Annotated in this window: 17 protein-coding genes; 14 read left to right on the top strand and 3 right to left on the bottom strand. The window is 27.6% G+C overall.

What is annotated here, in order from left to right; all coding sequences use genetic code 11:
- Positions 1-150: 150 nt before the first annotated feature.
- Positions 151-1,104, top strand: a complete 954-nt coding sequence (locus F811_RS0110065) for a CobW family GTP-binding protein (RefSeq protein ID WP_020005122.1) — start codon at positions 151-153, stop codon at positions 1,102-1,104.
- Between the two features lie 184 nt (positions 1,105-1,288).
- Positions 1,289-2,626: an NfeD family protein gene (locus F811_RS0110060; protein WP_020005121.1), complete on the top strand. Its 1,338-nt coding sequence runs from the start codon at positions 1,289-1,291 to the stop codon at positions 2,624-2,626.
- An 86-nt stretch (positions 2,627-2,712) separates the two neighbouring features.
- Here the strand turns inward: F811_RS0110060 and F811_RS0110055 are convergent, their stop codons facing one another.
- Positions 2,713-2,949, bottom strand: a complete 237-nt coding sequence (locus tag F811_RS0110055) for a hypothetical protein (RefSeq protein ID WP_020005120.1) — start codon at positions 2,947-2,949, stop codon at positions 2,713-2,715.
- 291 nt (positions 2,950-3,240) lie between these two features.
- On the opposite strand from F811_RS0110055, the gene F811_RS0110050 reads away from it, so the two are divergent.
- From F811_RS0110050 to F811_RS0110040, 3 genes are read left to right on the top strand one after another with little or no spacing between them, the layout of a single operon-like run.
- On the top strand, positions 3,241-3,444 hold the full coding sequence (locus F811_RS0110050) for a hypothetical protein (protein ID WP_020005119.1): 204 nt from the start codon (positions 3,241-3,243) through the stop codon (positions 3,442-3,444).
- 37 nt (positions 3,445-3,481) lie between these two features.
- Complete coding sequence (locus F811_RS0110045) at positions 3,482-4,078, top strand: hypothetical protein (RefSeq protein WP_020005118.1); 597 nt, start codon at positions 3,482-3,484, stop codon at positions 4,076-4,078.
- A gap of 47 nt (positions 4,079-4,125) precedes the next feature.
- The gene (locus tag F811_RS0110040) at positions 4,126-4,617 is read left to right on the top strand and encodes a hypothetical protein (RefSeq protein WP_020005117.1); all 492 of its coding nucleotides are present in this window, start codon (positions 4,126-4,128) and stop codon (positions 4,615-4,617) included.
- Between the two features lie 103 nt (positions 4,618-4,720).
- Here the strand turns inward: F811_RS0110040 and F811_RS0110035 are convergent, their stop codons facing one another.
- Complete coding sequence (locus F811_RS0110035) at positions 4,721-6,295, bottom strand: aryl-sulfate sulfotransferase (RefSeq protein ID WP_020005116.1); 1,575 nt, start codon at positions 6,293-6,295, stop codon at positions 4,721-4,723.
- A gap of 287 nt (positions 6,296-6,582) precedes the next feature.
- Here F811_RS0110035 and F811_RS0110030 point away from each other — a divergent pair, with 287 nt between their 5' ends.
- The 9 genes from F811_RS0110030 to F811_RS0109990 all read left to right on the top strand — a co-directional run bounded on the left by F811_RS0110030 (position 6,583) and on the right by F811_RS0109990 (position 14,459).
- The gene (locus tag F811_RS0110030; protein ID WP_020005115.1) at positions 6,583-7,635 is read left to right on the top strand and encodes a methionine ABC transporter ATP-binding protein; all 1,053 of its coding nucleotides are present in this window, start codon (positions 6,583-6,585) and stop codon (positions 7,633-7,635) included.
- Positions 7,616-8,296, top strand: coding sequence for a methionine ABC transporter permease (locus tag F811_RS0110025; protein ID WP_020005114.1), 681 nt, complete (start codon positions 7,616-7,618; stop codon positions 8,294-8,296). Before F811_RS0110030 ends, F811_RS0110025 begins: the two co-directional genes overlap by 20 nt.
- Positions 8,297-8,352: 56 nt before the next feature.
- The gene (locus tag F811_RS0110020; protein ID WP_020005113.1) at positions 8,353-9,321 is read left to right on the top strand and encodes an L-lactate dehydrogenase; all 969 of its coding nucleotides are present in this window, start codon (positions 8,353-8,355) and stop codon (positions 9,319-9,321) included.
- Between the two features lie 67 nt (positions 9,322-9,388).
- Positions 9,389-10,186, top strand: a complete 798-nt coding sequence (locus F811_RS0110015) for a MetQ/NlpA family ABC transporter substrate-binding protein (RefSeq protein ID WP_020005112.1) — start codon at positions 9,389-9,391, stop codon at positions 10,184-10,186.
- Positions 10,187-10,214: 28 nt separating this feature from the next.
- The gene (locus F811_RS0110010; RefSeq protein WP_156821997.1) at positions 10,215-11,012 is read left to right on the top strand and encodes a MetQ/NlpA family ABC transporter substrate-binding protein; all 798 of its coding nucleotides are present in this window, start codon (positions 10,215-10,217) and stop codon (positions 11,010-11,012) included.
- A gap of 17 nt (positions 11,013-11,029) precedes the next feature.
- Positions 11,030-11,839 carry a MetQ/NlpA family ABC transporter substrate-binding protein gene (locus F811_RS0110005; protein WP_020005110.1) on the top strand — a complete coding sequence of 270 codons (810 nt, stop codon included), beginning with the start codon at positions 11,030-11,032 and terminating at the stop codon, positions 11,837-11,839.
- A 21-nt stretch (positions 11,840-11,860) separates the two neighbouring features.
- Positions 11,861-12,685 carry a MetQ/NlpA family ABC transporter substrate-binding protein gene (locus F811_RS0110000; protein WP_020005109.1) on the top strand — a complete coding sequence of 275 codons (825 nt, stop codon included), beginning with the start codon at positions 11,861-11,863 and terminating at the stop codon, positions 12,683-12,685.
- A 73-nt stretch (positions 12,686-12,758) separates the two neighbouring features.
- On the top strand, positions 12,759-13,559 hold the full coding sequence (locus tag F811_RS0109995) for a MetQ/NlpA family ABC transporter substrate-binding protein (protein ID WP_020005108.1): 801 nt from the start codon (positions 12,759-12,761) through the stop codon (positions 13,557-13,559).
- Between the two features lie 90 nt (positions 13,560-13,649).
- Positions 13,650-14,459, top strand: a complete 810-nt coding sequence (locus F811_RS0109990; RefSeq protein ID WP_020005107.1) for a MetQ/NlpA family ABC transporter substrate-binding protein — start codon at positions 13,650-13,652, stop codon at positions 14,457-14,459.
- Positions 14,460-14,562: 103 nt separating this feature from the next.
- Here F811_RS0109990 and F811_RS0109985 read toward each other — a convergent pair whose 3' ends face one another.
- Positions 14,563-15,948 (bottom strand): MATE family efflux transporter, encoded by a 1,386-nt coding sequence (locus F811_RS0109985; protein ID WP_020005106.1) that lies wholly within the window; start codon positions 15,946-15,948, stop codon positions 14,563-14,565.
- Positions 15,949-16,392: the final 444 nt, after the last annotated feature.

Genomic DNA, 16,392 nt, shown 5'->3' with positions numbered 1-16,392 from the left:
ATCTCTAATTAGTTTTATAAAAAATATTATACATAAAAATAATAAAAAATACAGCAATTTAAATTATAATTCTACTATATTTATAGCTTTAATATATAAACTATTATATAATAACACAAGCTCATCAAATAGGAATAAATAGGAGTAAAAATGAAAATACTTATAGTTTCTGGATTTCTCGGTGCAGGAAAAACAACACTTATTAAAGAAATGGCAAATAAAACTAAAAGAGATTTTGTAGTGATGGAAAATGAATACGGTGATGTTGATATAGATTCTAATATACTTAAAGATGAAGGCATGAATATTTGGGAGCTTACAGAAGGCTGTGTATGCTGTACTATGAAAAAAGATTTTGCCTCTTCTATACTAACTATAGCAAACTCTCTTGACCCTGAATATTTAATTGTTGAACCGACTGGAGTTGCTAAATTAAGCAATATTATTAATAATATAAAACAAATTCAGTATGAGAGAATAGTTCTTCTAAAACCTATTACAATTATAGATGCAAATGCTTTTGACAGTTTTGTAAGTTCATATGATGATATATACGCTGACCAGATTTTAAATACTTCTAAAATAATTATTTCAAAAATAGAATCCAAAGAAAAATATGAAATAGATAATCTTATAAAAAAAATAAAATCATTAATAACAAAAAATAATGTATCATTAGATAATATAGAAATATTAGAAGAGCATTATTCTAATAAAAATAAAGAATGGTGGGAGAGTATTTTACAGTCATTTTTAGATGATAAGTATAAAACTAAAGAATTAGAAAATATGCAGAATGAAGAGATGCCTGATTCTATAAGTATGAAAGGCTGCAATGTAATAAATGAGAATAAATTTATTATGCTTCTTGAAGATATTATACATGGCAGATTCGGACATATTGCTAGGTCTAAAGGCGTTATAAAATGCGGTAATAATTATTTAAGATATGATGTTGTAGACGGAAGATATGCTGTTACTGGGGCAAATGAAAACGATGAGCTTGAGATTGTATTTATAGGAAAAGATCTAAATAGAACGCTTCTTAGAAAAGAGTTTCAGCCTGTTTATAGAGATAATATAAAACATCATCATAATTTATAAAAAATAATAAAACTTAAAAATTTTAAGTATATAAAATTATTATAACGATAAAAAAACGCATTTTCATATATTAATTAAAAATATTTTTTGCAATTAATTTTGTAATTAATAAAGTTGAAATTCTTTTTTAGTTATACTAAAATAAATATGTGATTTTAGAATATATAAAAACGGAGAATGCATAATGATGAAAAATTTAACAAAAATTCTTTTACTAAATATTTTTATTATTCTAATATCTTCAGGTATTGCCTACTCAGAAAATAATAAAGTATATGTAATAAAAAGCCAAGATTTTCAGGAGGTTGACCGCTGGTATGCAGGTTATATAAAAAAGGCAATAGACAAAGCGGCTGAAGATAAAGCCAGCTTAATAATATTAGAACTTGATACACCTGGCGGACTTCTCTCTTCTGCCTTATCAATAAAAAACTATATTATAGAAAGCAAAGTTCCTGCAGCAGTATATATTAATAAAAATGCATTATCTGCTGGAGCTTTAATATCATTAAGTGCCAAAGAAATTTATATGTCTGACGGCAGTGTAATAGGAGCAGCTACTCCAGTATACTTAAATGGAAATGAAAGCAGAAAAGCGTCTGAAAAAGAAATAAGTGCTATGCGTGCAGCTATGAGAGCTTCAGCAGAAACTACTAAAAAAAATACAAAAGCAGCTGAAGCGATGGTTGATGAAACTATCGTTTTAACAAAAGAAAATGACGGTATTGATTTGGATAATAAAACACTTCTTACTTTAAGTGCTGATGAAGCTGTGAGAATAAATATTGCAGATAATAAGGCTAACTCTATAGAAGAGATTATAAAATTAAAAAATATGAATGATAATTATGAGATAATCACAGTTGAAGAAGAAGGATACGATACAGTATTGAAGTTCTTATTAAATCCTTTTGTATTAAGTATATTAATATCAATAGGTATAGCTGGAGTATATTTAGAAATAAAAACCCCTGGGTTTGGTGTTGGAGGCGTAACGGCAATAATAGCTTTTGCAGTATTTTTCTTTGCTCAGTTTTTATCAGGAGACAGTAATTTTCTTGCACCTGCAATATTTGTATTAGGTATAATACTTCTTGGTGTTGAAATATTTCTTATACCAGGATTTGGAATTACTGGAATACTTGGTATAATTGGTATATTTTCAAGCATATTTATATCATTTGGTATTCAAAATATAGCAATATCTGTCATAGTTATATTTGCCTCTTTGATGATTGATATTATACTTATAGTTTTAATAGCTAAATTCGTAGTAAAATCTAAATCTATGAAAAGAACTGTAATACTTACAGATGATACATCTGGATATAATACAAGTGTTTCTTATAAAGATTTACTTAATAAAGAAGGTATTGCTGATACTTATTTAAGACCGTCTGGATTTATTATAATAGATGATAAAAAATACGATGCTATAAGCGATGGTGAGTTTATAGATAAAAACAGTAAATTAAAAGTGATACTAGTAGAAGGCAGCAAAATAGTGGTAAAAAAGATTTAATAATTAATTACTTTTTTATTTTTAGAATACAAAAATATAAGCTGGAAAATATTAAATTTCCAGCTTATTTTTATATAAAAATATATTTAAGCAAGAGAACTAAAAGCTCTAACTGAAGAAATATCTATTCTAAGCTGAAGTACATATCTTTTACCATCGCGTCCTATAGCATAAGTATATCTGCTTGATAAAGGTGATATACCGCTCATATTCTGACTCATTTTTTGTGTATTAACTGCATTCTGAGGTGCTGTATCTACTCTTTGAGGATTTGCCTGAATCTGCTGTAAAGATTGAGCATTATTAATTTTATTAACTGTCATACCAATACTCCTTTATTTAGTACTTTAGTTACTTGCATTAACGGTAATATAAAAAAAACCTTAACGATTTTATTTTAGCATTAGTTTTATTAAGTGTTAGTAATAAAATTATAAAGATTGGCAGCAAAACGTATAAAATGTATAAAATATTACTTTACATTTTATTTACATAAATACTTTTTTTGTAAAATTTGTTTATATAATATTTACAAAATAATAATATTATGCTATACTATATTATATAGAGATAATATAGCTTATATATAAAAATTAATATAAGGAGGAAACAGAATGAAAAAATTAGGTTTTATAACATTAATAACTATGTTTATTGTCAGCATTAATTTATACTGTTTTGACTTAATAGAAGATACATTTGATTTTATATTTGATGATTTAGCCAAAATAATAGGTATAGTTGTAATAATAGCTCTGGGGCTTTATTTCTTTAAAAAGTATATAAAAAAAGATAATAGTTCCAACAACAAAGAATAGAAGTATTAAGAGAAAATAAATTGGAGAAAGTAATATAATGAAAAAGTTATCAATTTCGGGCTTAGTGTATGCTTTTATTATTATGCAAAATAATCTGTACTGTTTTGATTTGATAGACGATGCTTTTGATTTTATAGAAGATATTGGAAAGCTAGTTGGAATAATACTTATGATAGCTGCTGTTATGTATTTTATAAAGAAGTTTTTAAAAGATGATAGAACTTCTGGAAATATAAAAAGAAATGATGATGACAGAAATTATAGAAGAAGACGTGATTACTATGATGACGATGATTACGAAGATGACAGAAGAAGAAAAAGAAGATATGATGATGACGATTATGATGATAGAAGAATGAGACGATACGATGATGAAGATGATAGAAGGGTAAGAAGGTATGATGATGACGATTATGATAATAGAAGAATGAGACGATATGATGATGATAATAGAGATGTAAGAAGAAGATCATCAGATACTGTATCAGAGCGTCAGTATGAATATGATTTAAGAGATTATGAGAGAAGAGAAAAAAGACTTCCAAATAAAATTGATGATGACCCTAGATATGAAAAAGTATATGAACTAAAGCCAGAGTACAAATTAAAATCAAACATCAATAAAAAGAAATAAAATAAATAATAATTTAAGTAGCTTATAATTATTTAAAGGAGTAGTGTATGAAAAATAATGTAATATTAAAACCTGCGTTAATTGCATTGTCATTAGGTGCTTTAGCTATTCTATCAATAATCATTGCTGCAGGATTTTTCGGCATACCTTATAATGCTTTTTATTTATTACATAATTTAGAGAATATAGCTGAAGTATTATTATTATTATCAATAACAATAGTGGCATTTGCTTTTTTAATATACTTTATAAAAAATGTTTATGATAAAAAAAATAATAAAGATGAAAATAAAGGGAACGATGAGAATATAAAGATAAAAAATAATGAAAAAAATAAAAAAGCTGTAATTATTGTTTTATCTGCTTTTGCATTATTATTAGCTGCTGCTTTATTTATATTTTCTGGAAGATTTTTCGGTGTATATTATATACTTCACAATTTAGAAGATATTTTTGAAGGCATATTTAAGTTAGCATTTACTGCAGCTGCTTTAGTATTTTTAGCTGTATTTTTCAAAAAAGTTTGGAATAAAATTTAAAAGTTAACAATTCATTAAAAGGCAGTGTTTAAAAAGCATTGCCTTTTTTATTTAATTACATTTATAAATAACAAAAACTATATTAAAAAAACTAAACACTTCTCTATTCTAAAAAAGAACATTCCTCACTAAATTTATACCCGTCAGAATAATAGAAAGGCATTTTATCTATTCTGTATATTCCCCAAGTTTTTATACCAAATTTCAAGTGATAATAAACTTCCTTTGTTTCTTTATTTACTTCCATTATTTGAGAATTATTACCAAAATCAAGGAGCATATTACCATTGCTTAAAAAATCTATATCGGATATATAGTGAGAATATAGTTTATTATCTGTTTTATATTCATAAATTTTTTCAGCTTTCCAATTTCCATGTGAACCAGTAATTTTATATTCAACGTATCTTGAACCATTAGGATTAATATCTTCATCTCCCTGATTATCAAACATCGCTATTATATTAGTAGATATCAAAAATAAAGCATGCTGGCTTTTAGGTCCGTCTGTATTTCCGTCACCTAAAACTTTATAAGGATCAAATGATTTTAAATCTTTTAAATATCTTCCGTATGGGTTGTATGATTCCATAGTATTCAATGTATCATCTGCCATATACCAAATAAGCTCCCATTCGCTGTAATCAATAGCCATAACTGCCAAACTTCTCACTGATAAATAAAGTATATCATTATCATCATCATAAACTAAAGAATTACAATGTGCCCAGTCCATAGGAAAATCTCTTTTTCTTCCTATACTGTAGTATTTATTATCTTCATCAAATATGAGCTTTTTTAAATACTCTTTCTCCGCCTCATTGCCATTTTTATTCACTATCTTTTTTATCAAATCGCCTACGTACAAATCTCTTATTAAGTTTCCATTATTATCAACTTCGCAAATCCTATCTTCAACACCCCAAGCAGAGTTGGCAAGCATTATATAATTACTGTCAGATTTTTTTCTTATGGTGTCATGATGAACGCCTATATCAAGTTTTGTAACATCAAGTTTTGCATTTCCAAGCAAGTCGCTAACTCCCATAGTATCATAAATAACAATATCATTATCTTCATTAATAACCTTTGCTATTTCATTAGTAAGATAGAAGTTGGAATAATTAACATACCGCAGATTTCCGTTTCTGCTTACTCCCATTAAGAAAAGCCCTTTCCAGCTTCTGTTTATAACTGGGCTTGCAAAATATATCTCTTCATTATTATCAGTTAAATTGCTTATTGAACTTTCATCATTTATACTAGAAAAATATATATTTTTTTCAGGTACTAAATTTTTTATCACTCTGTTTGTAGCTGGTATATATATTCCATCAATATAAAGTTTATCTACTATTATATTAGTAGATATTCTGTTAGTGCCGTTAATAATATAAATAGTATTTGTATTTTCTGAGTACATGCCATGAATAGCAAAATTAGAGCTGTAATTTTTAGGGTAAGTAAATATGATATCATTATCACCAAGCATTCCCTTTGTTATCACTGTAACTGGATAATTATTATTAGTTTCTATTTTATAAACCAATGATAAAGGGGTCTGACCATTAGGGTTTAGTACAAGCTCCCCTATTTTATCATCAGGAAGATACATTTCTTTTTTTGAACATGAAAATATTAAAATCAATATAAAAATATTAAATAAAAACTTTCTCATAAATAAAATACCAAATTAATTATATTATTAAGTTATTCTAAATAATAATCTCTTTTTATGCAACAAAAAAAATTAAAATACATAGTATTATAATTGCTTTAATTAACCCGCCCGCCCGCCCCACATACTCAATAAAAAATATACTAATGAATAAAATATAATTTGATATAAAACAATTACTATTGACAGATATATTTTAAAATTATATAATAGTTCAAAGTTTTTATATATAATAATTTTTTTAATTGTATGCAAACTTAATCATTATAACTTAATGCGGGACATATATGATAGTTTTAGAAAATGTCAGTAAAATATTTAAAACTGAAAAAAATAAACAGCTTAATGCCGTAAATAATGTTTCTCTCAAAATAGAAAAAGGCGAAATATATGGAATAATAGGATTCTCAGGAGCTGGAAAATCTACGCTTGTAAGATGTATAAACTTACTTGAAAGACCTACATCAGGAAAAGTATATATTGACGGCGAAGAGATTACAGCATTAAAACCAAGAGAATTAAGACAGAAAAGAAAAAAAATCGGAATGATATTTCAGCAGTTTAATCTATTTGCTTCAAGAACAGTATTTAAAAATGTAGCTTATCCTTTAAGATACAGAGGACTTTCAAAAGATGAGATAGAAAAAAAAGTAATGTCCTTGCTTGAGCTTGTAGATATAAAAGAAAAAGCGTATGTTTATCCTTCTCAGTTAAGCGGCGGACAAAAACAAAGAGTAGCTATTGCAAGAGCTTTGGCCAATGATCCGCAAATACTTTTATGCGATGAAGCTACCAGTGCATTAGATCCGCAGACTACTTCTTCTATTTTAAAATTATTAAAAAAATTAAATGAGAATTTGGGTATTACTATAGTGGTAATAACTCATGAAATGAATGTAGTTAAAGAATTATGCCACAGAGTAGCAGTTATGAATAAGGGTAATTTGATAGAAGAAGGCGATATATTTGAAGTATTTTCGCACCCTAAAAATAAAATTACTCAGGATTTTATAGATACTACTTCAAATCTTTCAAAAATATATACGCTTGTAGAAGAAAAAGACAATATTACAAAAATTAAAGCGGGTGAATGTATAGTAAGATTAAAATACAAAAAAGAAAGTGTTGGAGAGGCTTTAGTTTCTTATGTATCAAGAAAGTTTAATGTAGACCTTAATATAATATTCGGTAATGTTGAAATTATAGATGACAGCCTTTTGGGAGGGCTTGTTGTTATAATGCATGAAAAAGAAAAAGGCGGCATAACAAATACTCTAAACTTTCTTCATGAACAAAAAATAGATGTAGAGGTAATTAGCGATGCTAGATATGATGAATAATTTAATGCCTAATGTTATGGCTGATTTGCCAAGACTTTATCAAAGTATAATACAGACATTTGTTATGCTTCTTTATTCGGGTATAATATCATTTTTTATAGGTGGTTTTTTGGGGGTATTATTAATAGTTACCAAAAAATTCGGTATTATGGAAAATATATTGGTGTATGAAGTATTAAGTAAGGTTATAAATTTTTTCAGAGCTATCCCTTTTATTATACTTCTTGCCATGCTTGTACCTCTTACAAGATTTATAATGGGTACTGCAATTGGAGTAAAAGGAGCTATAATACCTTTAATATTTGGAACAGTGCCTTTCTTCGCAAGACAAATAGAGAGTGCATTATCAGAAGTTAATCCTGGTCTTGTAGAGGCTGCTCAGTCTATGGGGTCATCTCCTATAGCTATAATATTCAGAGTATATTTAAAAGAAAGTATTGCCCCAATAGCTAGAGGGACTACTATAACAGCTATTAGTTTAATAGGGCTTACTGCTATGGCTGGTGCTGTAGGTGCTGGCGGACTTGGTACTTATGCCATACAGTCTGGATATTATAGAAATAAACTTGATATTATATATGTATCTGTAATACTTTTAGTTATATTGGTAGGTATTATACAGGCTATAGGAAACTTTGTGGTAAAAAAAGCTACACATTAAAAAATTATTTAAATTTTATTAATAAAATAATTTAATTTATAAAAGGAAATTTATTTATGAATAATACTATAAACAATTCTATCAAAAGAAGAAAATTTGTTTTAATAGGAGCAGGTCATGTAGGCTCGCATGCAGGATATGCATTAGCAGCACAGGGACTTGCTGAAGAGATAGTTTTTATTGATATAGACGAAAAGAAAGCATTTTCTCAGGCTTTGGATATATTTGATTCTACAGTATATCTCCCTCATAGAGTAGAAGTTAAAGCAGGAAATTATAGCGATATTGATGATGCTGATATAATGGTAGTATGTGCTGGTCCATTGCCTAATATGAATCAAACTAGAATGGATACTTTAGGTGCCACTATAGAAGTGATGAAAGATATAATATGGAAAATAAAAAATACTAAGTTTAACGGTATAATAATAAATATATCAAATCCTGCTGATGTTATCACGCACTATATTCAAAACAAATTAAACTATGACCCAAAAAGAATAATATCTACAAGCACAACATTAGACTCAGCAAGATTGAAAAGAGCAATATCTGAAGCTATTAATATAGATCAAAAATCAATATATGCTTATGCTTTGGGTGAGCATGGAGAAAGCCAAATGGTAGCTTGGTCAACTGTAACTATAGCTGGAAAACCTTTATTTGAGCTTATGAAAGAAAAAGAAAAATATTCAAAATTAGATTTGAATGAACTAGCTAATAAAGGCAGAAGAGGAGGCTGGGAAGTTTTAGGAGGCAAAGGATCTACTGAATTTGGAATAGGTACTTCTTTAGCCGAAGTTGCACGTGCTGTACTTTCTGATGAACATAGAGTGCTTCCAGTATCAGTTTATTTAAATGGCGAATACGGACAAACTGATGTTTATGCTTCTGTACCTGCTGTACTTGGAAGAGACGGAGTTGAAGAGATAATAGAGCTTAACATGAACGATGAAGAGAAAAAACTATTTAATGCTTCATGCGAAGTTATGAAAAAAAATTATGAATTAGCTTTAAAAATGTAATGATGTAATAAAATAATATTTTAATTAAAAAAACAGTTAATGAATTTATTTATGGAGAATCAAATACATGAAAAATATAATTATATTTTTGAGCATGATATTTTTAGCTTCATGCTCATCTGGCAGTAAGAATGAAAATGTCGTAAAGGTTGGGTATATAGGAGAGTCTGACAGAGTTATTTGGGAAGAGGTTATGAGACAGGTTTCTAATGACAATATAAAGATAGAGCTTGTATCATTCGGTGATTATCTTCTTCCTAATCAGGCTTTAAATGACGGCGATATAGATATGAATAATTTTCAGCATTATGCCTTCTTTAATAATGAAGTAGAAACTAAAGGATATAAATTAACTGCTATAGCTGATACTTGTCTTGCTGCTATGAATATATATTCTGACAATATAACAAATATTAATGAAGTAAAAGAAAATGATAAAATAGCTATACCTAATGACCCTTCAAACGGAGGAAGAGCTTTAAAAGTTTTGGAAGCTGCTGGTCTTATAAAATTAAGAGATAAGAATATAGCAAATCCAGTATTAAACGATATATCAGAAAATAAACTTAATTTGGATATAATAGAAGTTGATGCTGGAAGTATATATAGCCTTCTTCCAGATGTGGCTTGTGCTGTAATTAACTGTAATTTTGCTCTAAACTTCGGACTTAATCCAGATAAAGATTCTATATATAAAGATAATCCTACAAACTATGCAGATAAAAACTATATAAACCTTATAGCTGTGAGAGAAGAAGATAAAGATAATGAAATATACAAAAAAATAGTAAATGCCTATCAGTCAGATGAGGTTAAAGAAATTTACAGTAATGACTTTAAGGGAGCTTATATAGCTGTTTGGTAATTTTTGTAATGAATATAGGTTTTTTATTATGATGAAGAAATTTTTTATGTTTTTTTTATTAATAAATATATCATATTCATGCAGCGGCAAAGACAATGTAGAAATTATAAAAATAGGACATATAGGCGAGTTTGACTATGATATATGGAATCAGATAGATGAAGAGATTAAAAGGGATAATTATAAATTAGATATTGTTTATTTTAATGATTACGAACTTCTAAACAAGGCATTAAATGACGGCGATATTGATTTGAATGCTTTTCAAAATTATATTTATTTTGTAAATGAAACGAATGAGCATAATTATAAATTTTCTGTTTTGGAAAAAACTTTTATAGCACCTATGCATATATATTCAAAAAGTTTTACAAATATCAATCAAATACAGTCAAATGCTAAAATAGCTATTCCTCTTGATAAAGTAAACTTATCAAGGGCATTGCAAATATTAGAAATGGCATCCTTGATTAAATTAGAAAGACATAATAATAACTTTTATTCCTTGAGCAATATTTCTGAAAATAATTTAAACTTGGAAATTATACCTATGGAAGCAAGTACAATATATTATAATATGGATACATTAGATGCCGCAATAGTTAATTATGTATTTATATCTGACTATCATAATTATAATATAATATATTATGATGATGTAACAAAATATTCATCTCAAGGAAAAAAATCATATGTGAATTTAATTGTATGCAGAGAAAAAGATAAAGATTATAATATTTATAATTTTATAGCTGTAAGCTACAAACATAAAATTAAAACTTATATAGAAGAAAATAAATTAAAAGGGCTCATAGTTATTGATTAATAATTGAGGTGCAAATAATGAATAATAAAATATTAAAAATATTTATAATAATGATTATATTATTATTTTTGATTATTTCATGCAGTAAAGAAAATAAAAAAGATATTACTGTAAAGCTAGGCTGTATAGGTGAGTTTGATATAGCTATATTAGAATCTTTAACAGGAAAATTAAAAGAACAAAATATTATTTTAGATTTAATAACTTTTTCAGATTACAGCGTATTAAATAAGGCTTTAGTAAGCAAGGCAATAGACTTAAATCATTTTCAGCACTACGCTTATTTTGTAAATGAAACCAATAAAAACGACTACTACTTATCTATTATAGACAAAACATTTATAGCTGATATGAATATGTATTCGGATAATCTTACCAATATAGGACAAATAAGACTAAAATCAAAAATAGCAGTACCTGAAGATGATATAAATCTCTCAAGAGCACTTAAAATATTGGATTCTATAGGTTTTATAAGATTAAAAGAAAATAATAACAAAAATTATAATTACACATTTGACGATATAAGAGATAATCATTTACTGCTTGAGTTTGTGCCTATAAAATCAGTAAATATGCATTCTATTATGTCAAAAGTTGATGCCGCTATTGTAAATTACCATTTTAATTTTGATTTTAGAAACAGCAATATTATATATGAAGATGATCCAAGCAAGTATCAGTCAGATATGTATGTTAATGTAGTAGCAGCAAGGCTTGAAGATGAGAATAATATAACTTATAAAACTATAGCAAATCTTTACAAAGAAAAGGTATCAGAACTTATAAATGCAGGTAAAATAGAAGGCATTACAATGGTAGATTAACTTCTATTAAAAGGATATATAATGAATATAAAAACTATTAAAAATATTTTAAAAATTTTGCTGTTATTAACATTATGTGTTTTTATTTCCTGCTCTGATAATAAAAATGATAAAAAAGTTATAAAAATAGCACATGTAGGTGCTTCAGATACTATTATATGGAAACATATAATAGAAAAACTTAATAAAGAGGGTATAAAAATAGAACTTGTAGATTTTTATGATTATGATATACCAAACAGGGCTTTAAATGACGGCGAAGTTGATTTAAATGCTTTTCAGCACCATGCATATTTTGATAATCAGGTAAAAGAAAACGGATACAATATAACTCCTATAGCAGATACTTATATTTCAGCTATGAATATATACTCTAAACAAATTACAAATATTAATCAAATAAAACAAGAAGATACAGTTGTAATACCAAAGGATCCTTCAAATACGGCAAGAGCTTTAAAAGTACTTCAGGCTACTGGTATTATCAAACTTAAAGAAGAGGCAGGAGATTTTCCTAGTACCAATGATATAATAGAGAATACGCTTAATATAAAAATAATGGAAGTAAAATCTATAGATATATACAGCGTACTTAATGACGTTACTTGTGCTGTTATTAATGCCAATTATGCTATGGATATGGGATTAAATCCGGGAACTGATTATATATTTCAAGATGATCCTTCCATATACAGCGGAAACTCTTTTATTAATCTAATAGCAGCAAGAACTAAAGATAAAAATAATCCTATATACAAAAAAATAGTAGAAGCATATCAGTCTTCTGAAACAGAAAAAGTATATGAAAAATATTTTAAAGGGGCTTATCTGCCTGCTTGGAAATAATAATTAAATATCTTAATTTAAAAAAAATTAATTATTAATAAAAAATAAAATTTATCTTAAAAAAGGAGAAAAAATGAAAAAGATTTTATTATTCTTTATGACAATTATAATATTATCATGCACCGCTAATAATCAAAACGGTACCGTAATAAAAATAGGACATGTAGGAGAATCAGACAGAATCATATGGAAACCTGTTATTGAAAAGTTAGCTAAAGAAGGTATAACAGTAGAGTTAGTATCTTTTTCTGATTACACTTTACCAAATCAGGCTTTGAATGACGGTGAAATAGATTTAAATGCCTTTCAGCACTTTGCATATTTTAATAATGAATTAGCATCAAGAAATTATGATCTTACAGCAATAGGAACTACATTTATATCATCTATGAATATATATTCAAAAAATATTACAAATGTAAGCGAGCTTAAAAATGATGATAAAATAGCAATACCTAATGATCCTGCAAATGGAGGAAGAGCTTTAAAAGTTTTGGAGGCTGCAGGTGTTATCAAAGTAAATCCAGAAGCTGGAGATTCTCCAAGCATTGATGATATAACAGAAAATCCTCTTAATATAGAATTAGTAGAAATAGATGCGGGAAGTTTATACAGTCTTCTTCCAGATGTTGCTTGTGCTGTTATTAATGGTAACTATGCTATTGACTTCGGACTTAATCCTGGTTCTGATTATATATTTAAAGATGATCCTTCTATATACACAGGTAACTCTTTTTATAATTTGATAGCTGCTAGAACTGAAGATAAAGATAATGAAATATACAAAAAAATAGTAGAAGCATATCAGTCTCCAGAAGTAGAAAAAGTATATGCAGAAGATTTCAAAGGTGCATACTTACCTACTTGGAAATAATTTTTTTTTAATAGTAATTATTCTTGAAATTATTATTAAAATAATATAATCTAATATGAAATTATTACCTAATAAAAGGAGAAAATAAAAATGAAAAAGATTTTATTATTAATATTGTCTATGACATTTATAATATTATCATGTCAAGGTTCAAAAACAGATGCTGATAAAACTGTAAAGGTGGGTTTTGCTGGGGAGTCTGATTATCAAATTTGGAATCCTATAGTGGAAAAATTAGCAGAAGAAGGTATTACTGTAGAATTAGTATCATTTTCTGACTACACTATACCTAATCAGGCTTTAAATGACGGCGAAATAGATTTAAACGCTTTTCAGCATTATGCTTACTTTAATGATGAAGTATCAAATAAAAAGTATAATATTACTGCTATAGCCGATACTTATATATCTGCTATGAATATTTATTCTACTAATATTACAGATGTAAGTCAGGTAAAAAATGGTGATAAAATAGCTATACCTAATGATCCTTCTAATGGCGGAAGAGCTTTAAAAGTACTTCAGGCTGCAGGTCTTATTAAAGTAAAACCTGAAGCAGGAGATACTCCTTCTGTAAGCGATATTATAGAAAATCCTCTTAATCTGGAAATAGTAGAAATGGATGCTGGTGCTATTTACGGAGTGCTTCCAGATGTTGCTTGTGCTGTTATAAATGGTAACTATGCTATTGACTTCGGACTTAATCCTGGAAAAGACTATATATTTAAAGATGATCCTTCTATTTACAGCGGAAAATCTTTTGTAAACTTAATTGCTGCTAGAACTAAAGATAAAGATAATGAATTATACAAAAAAGTTGTAGAAACTTATCAGTCTGATATAGTAGAGAAAGTTTATAATGAAAACTTTTTAGGTTCTTATCTTCCTGCTTGGAAATAAAAATAAATTATTTTAAATAAAATTAAGCCCTATATGAAAAATATATAGGGCTTTTTAATACATTATAATCATGAATTACTAGGCATATAAAATAATAAAAATATTATGCTGTCTTTTCTTCCTGCATCTTCTTTAATTTCTTTATTTCTTTACTTACCAATATTACAGTTACTATCAAAGCAGCTCCGTCAGCTACAGGTCCAGCATACATTACTCCGTCTATACCAAGTATTCTAGGAAGTATAATTATAAGCGGAAGTAAAAATATTATCTGCCTTGTCATCGATATAAAAGCTCCTTTAAATGCTTTGCCCAAAGAAGTAAAGAATGTTCCAGTTACTGGCTGAATACCGTTTATAACCATTAATGCCATATATATACGCATATACTCTTCTGCAAAATGAAAATATAAATCGCTTCCGTCTCCGAATATTGCTACAATCTGTCTTGGAAATAATTGAAATAATAAAAATGCCGTAAAAGCCATAATTGTAGTAATTGTTATAGTAAGTTTATATGTTTTTATAACTCTGTCATAATTTCTAGCTCCGTAATTAAAACCTATTATAGGCTGGCTTCCCTGAGATGAGCCTATTATAAAAGCCATTACAAGAGTATTAACCTTTGCAATAATGCCTGCTACTGCCAAAGGGATATTGCCTCCGTATATGGAATTAGCTCCGTAATAGCTAAGTACATTATTCATTGTAATTTGTACTATCATCATAGCTAATTGATTAAAGCCCGGTGATGAGCCTAATGAGTATATTTTTAATATGTTTTTAGGGTCAATTAAAAAATTATCTCTTTCAAATTTTATATGTTTGAATCTAAATAAATATCTTATAACCATAATAAATGAAACAAACTGCCCTATTATAGTGGCAAGTGCTGCTCCAGACATACCCATATCAAATGTAAATATAAAAATCGGATCTAATATTGTATTTATAATAGCACCTGCAAGTACGGATGTCATAGAATACTGAGGACTTCCGTCTGCCCTTATTATATGGCTCATCATTGTGGAAAATATAAAAGGTACAAATCCTAATGCTGTTATATTAGTGTATTCTACGGCATAAGGCAATACTTCTTGAGTAGAGCCGAACATCATCATTAATTTTTTATTAAAAATTTTCACTATCACTGTAAATACAATACCGAATATTAAAGCTAATACAATAGTATTTCCTATAATTTTGGCTGCCTTTTTATTATTGCCCTGACCTAACAATATACTGTAAAACGAAGCACAGCCAAATCCATGAAACAATGCTATAGACATACAAATAATAGTAAGAGGAAACGCTATATTTGTAGCAGCATTACCATTAATACCTACTCCTCTACCTATAAATATTTGGTCTACTATATTATAAAGAGAGCCTACAAGCATAGAAATGATACTAGGTGTTGCGTATTTAAATAAAAGTTTATATGGTTTCTCATAATAAAGAGGATTGGAAGTTACTGAATTGTTATCCATAAAAATTACACCCCATATACAATATTAATCTTTTAAGTATAATTTTATTTTATTATTTTTTCAAGCCATACATTTCAAACAATAAATTTAAATAACGCTTGGGTGGGCAGCCAGAGTAACAGTAAAAGCTAAAGAATAAAAAAATCATTCATAAATAACAAATAGAATTAAAAAATTTAAGGGGTGGGAGTTAAAATTATTTCCAAAACTTTATTTTAATCCCACCCTTTTAGATTTTAAAGCTTTGTTTTTTAATTTGTTTTGATTAAATCTATAAGCCTATTATATTTTAGGTGCACCCGCCCAAAGCATTATTTAAATTTAAGGCTTTCCTAAACGCACGTAGAGCGGATTTTTTAAATATTGATTAATTTATAATTCTAATTTTTATTACTTATAAAAGCCAAGTTAACCGTGCGTTGAATATATCATAAATTTAAAAAC

This window comes from Brachyspira innocens ATCC 29796, from assembly GCF_000384655.1.
Lineage (GTDB): Bacteria > Spirochaetota > Brachyspiria > Brachyspirales > Brachyspiraceae > Brachyspira > Brachyspira innocens.
The sequence above is the reverse complement of the archived record's forward strand: the minus strand, read 5'-3'. Positions and strand labels throughout refer to the sequence as shown.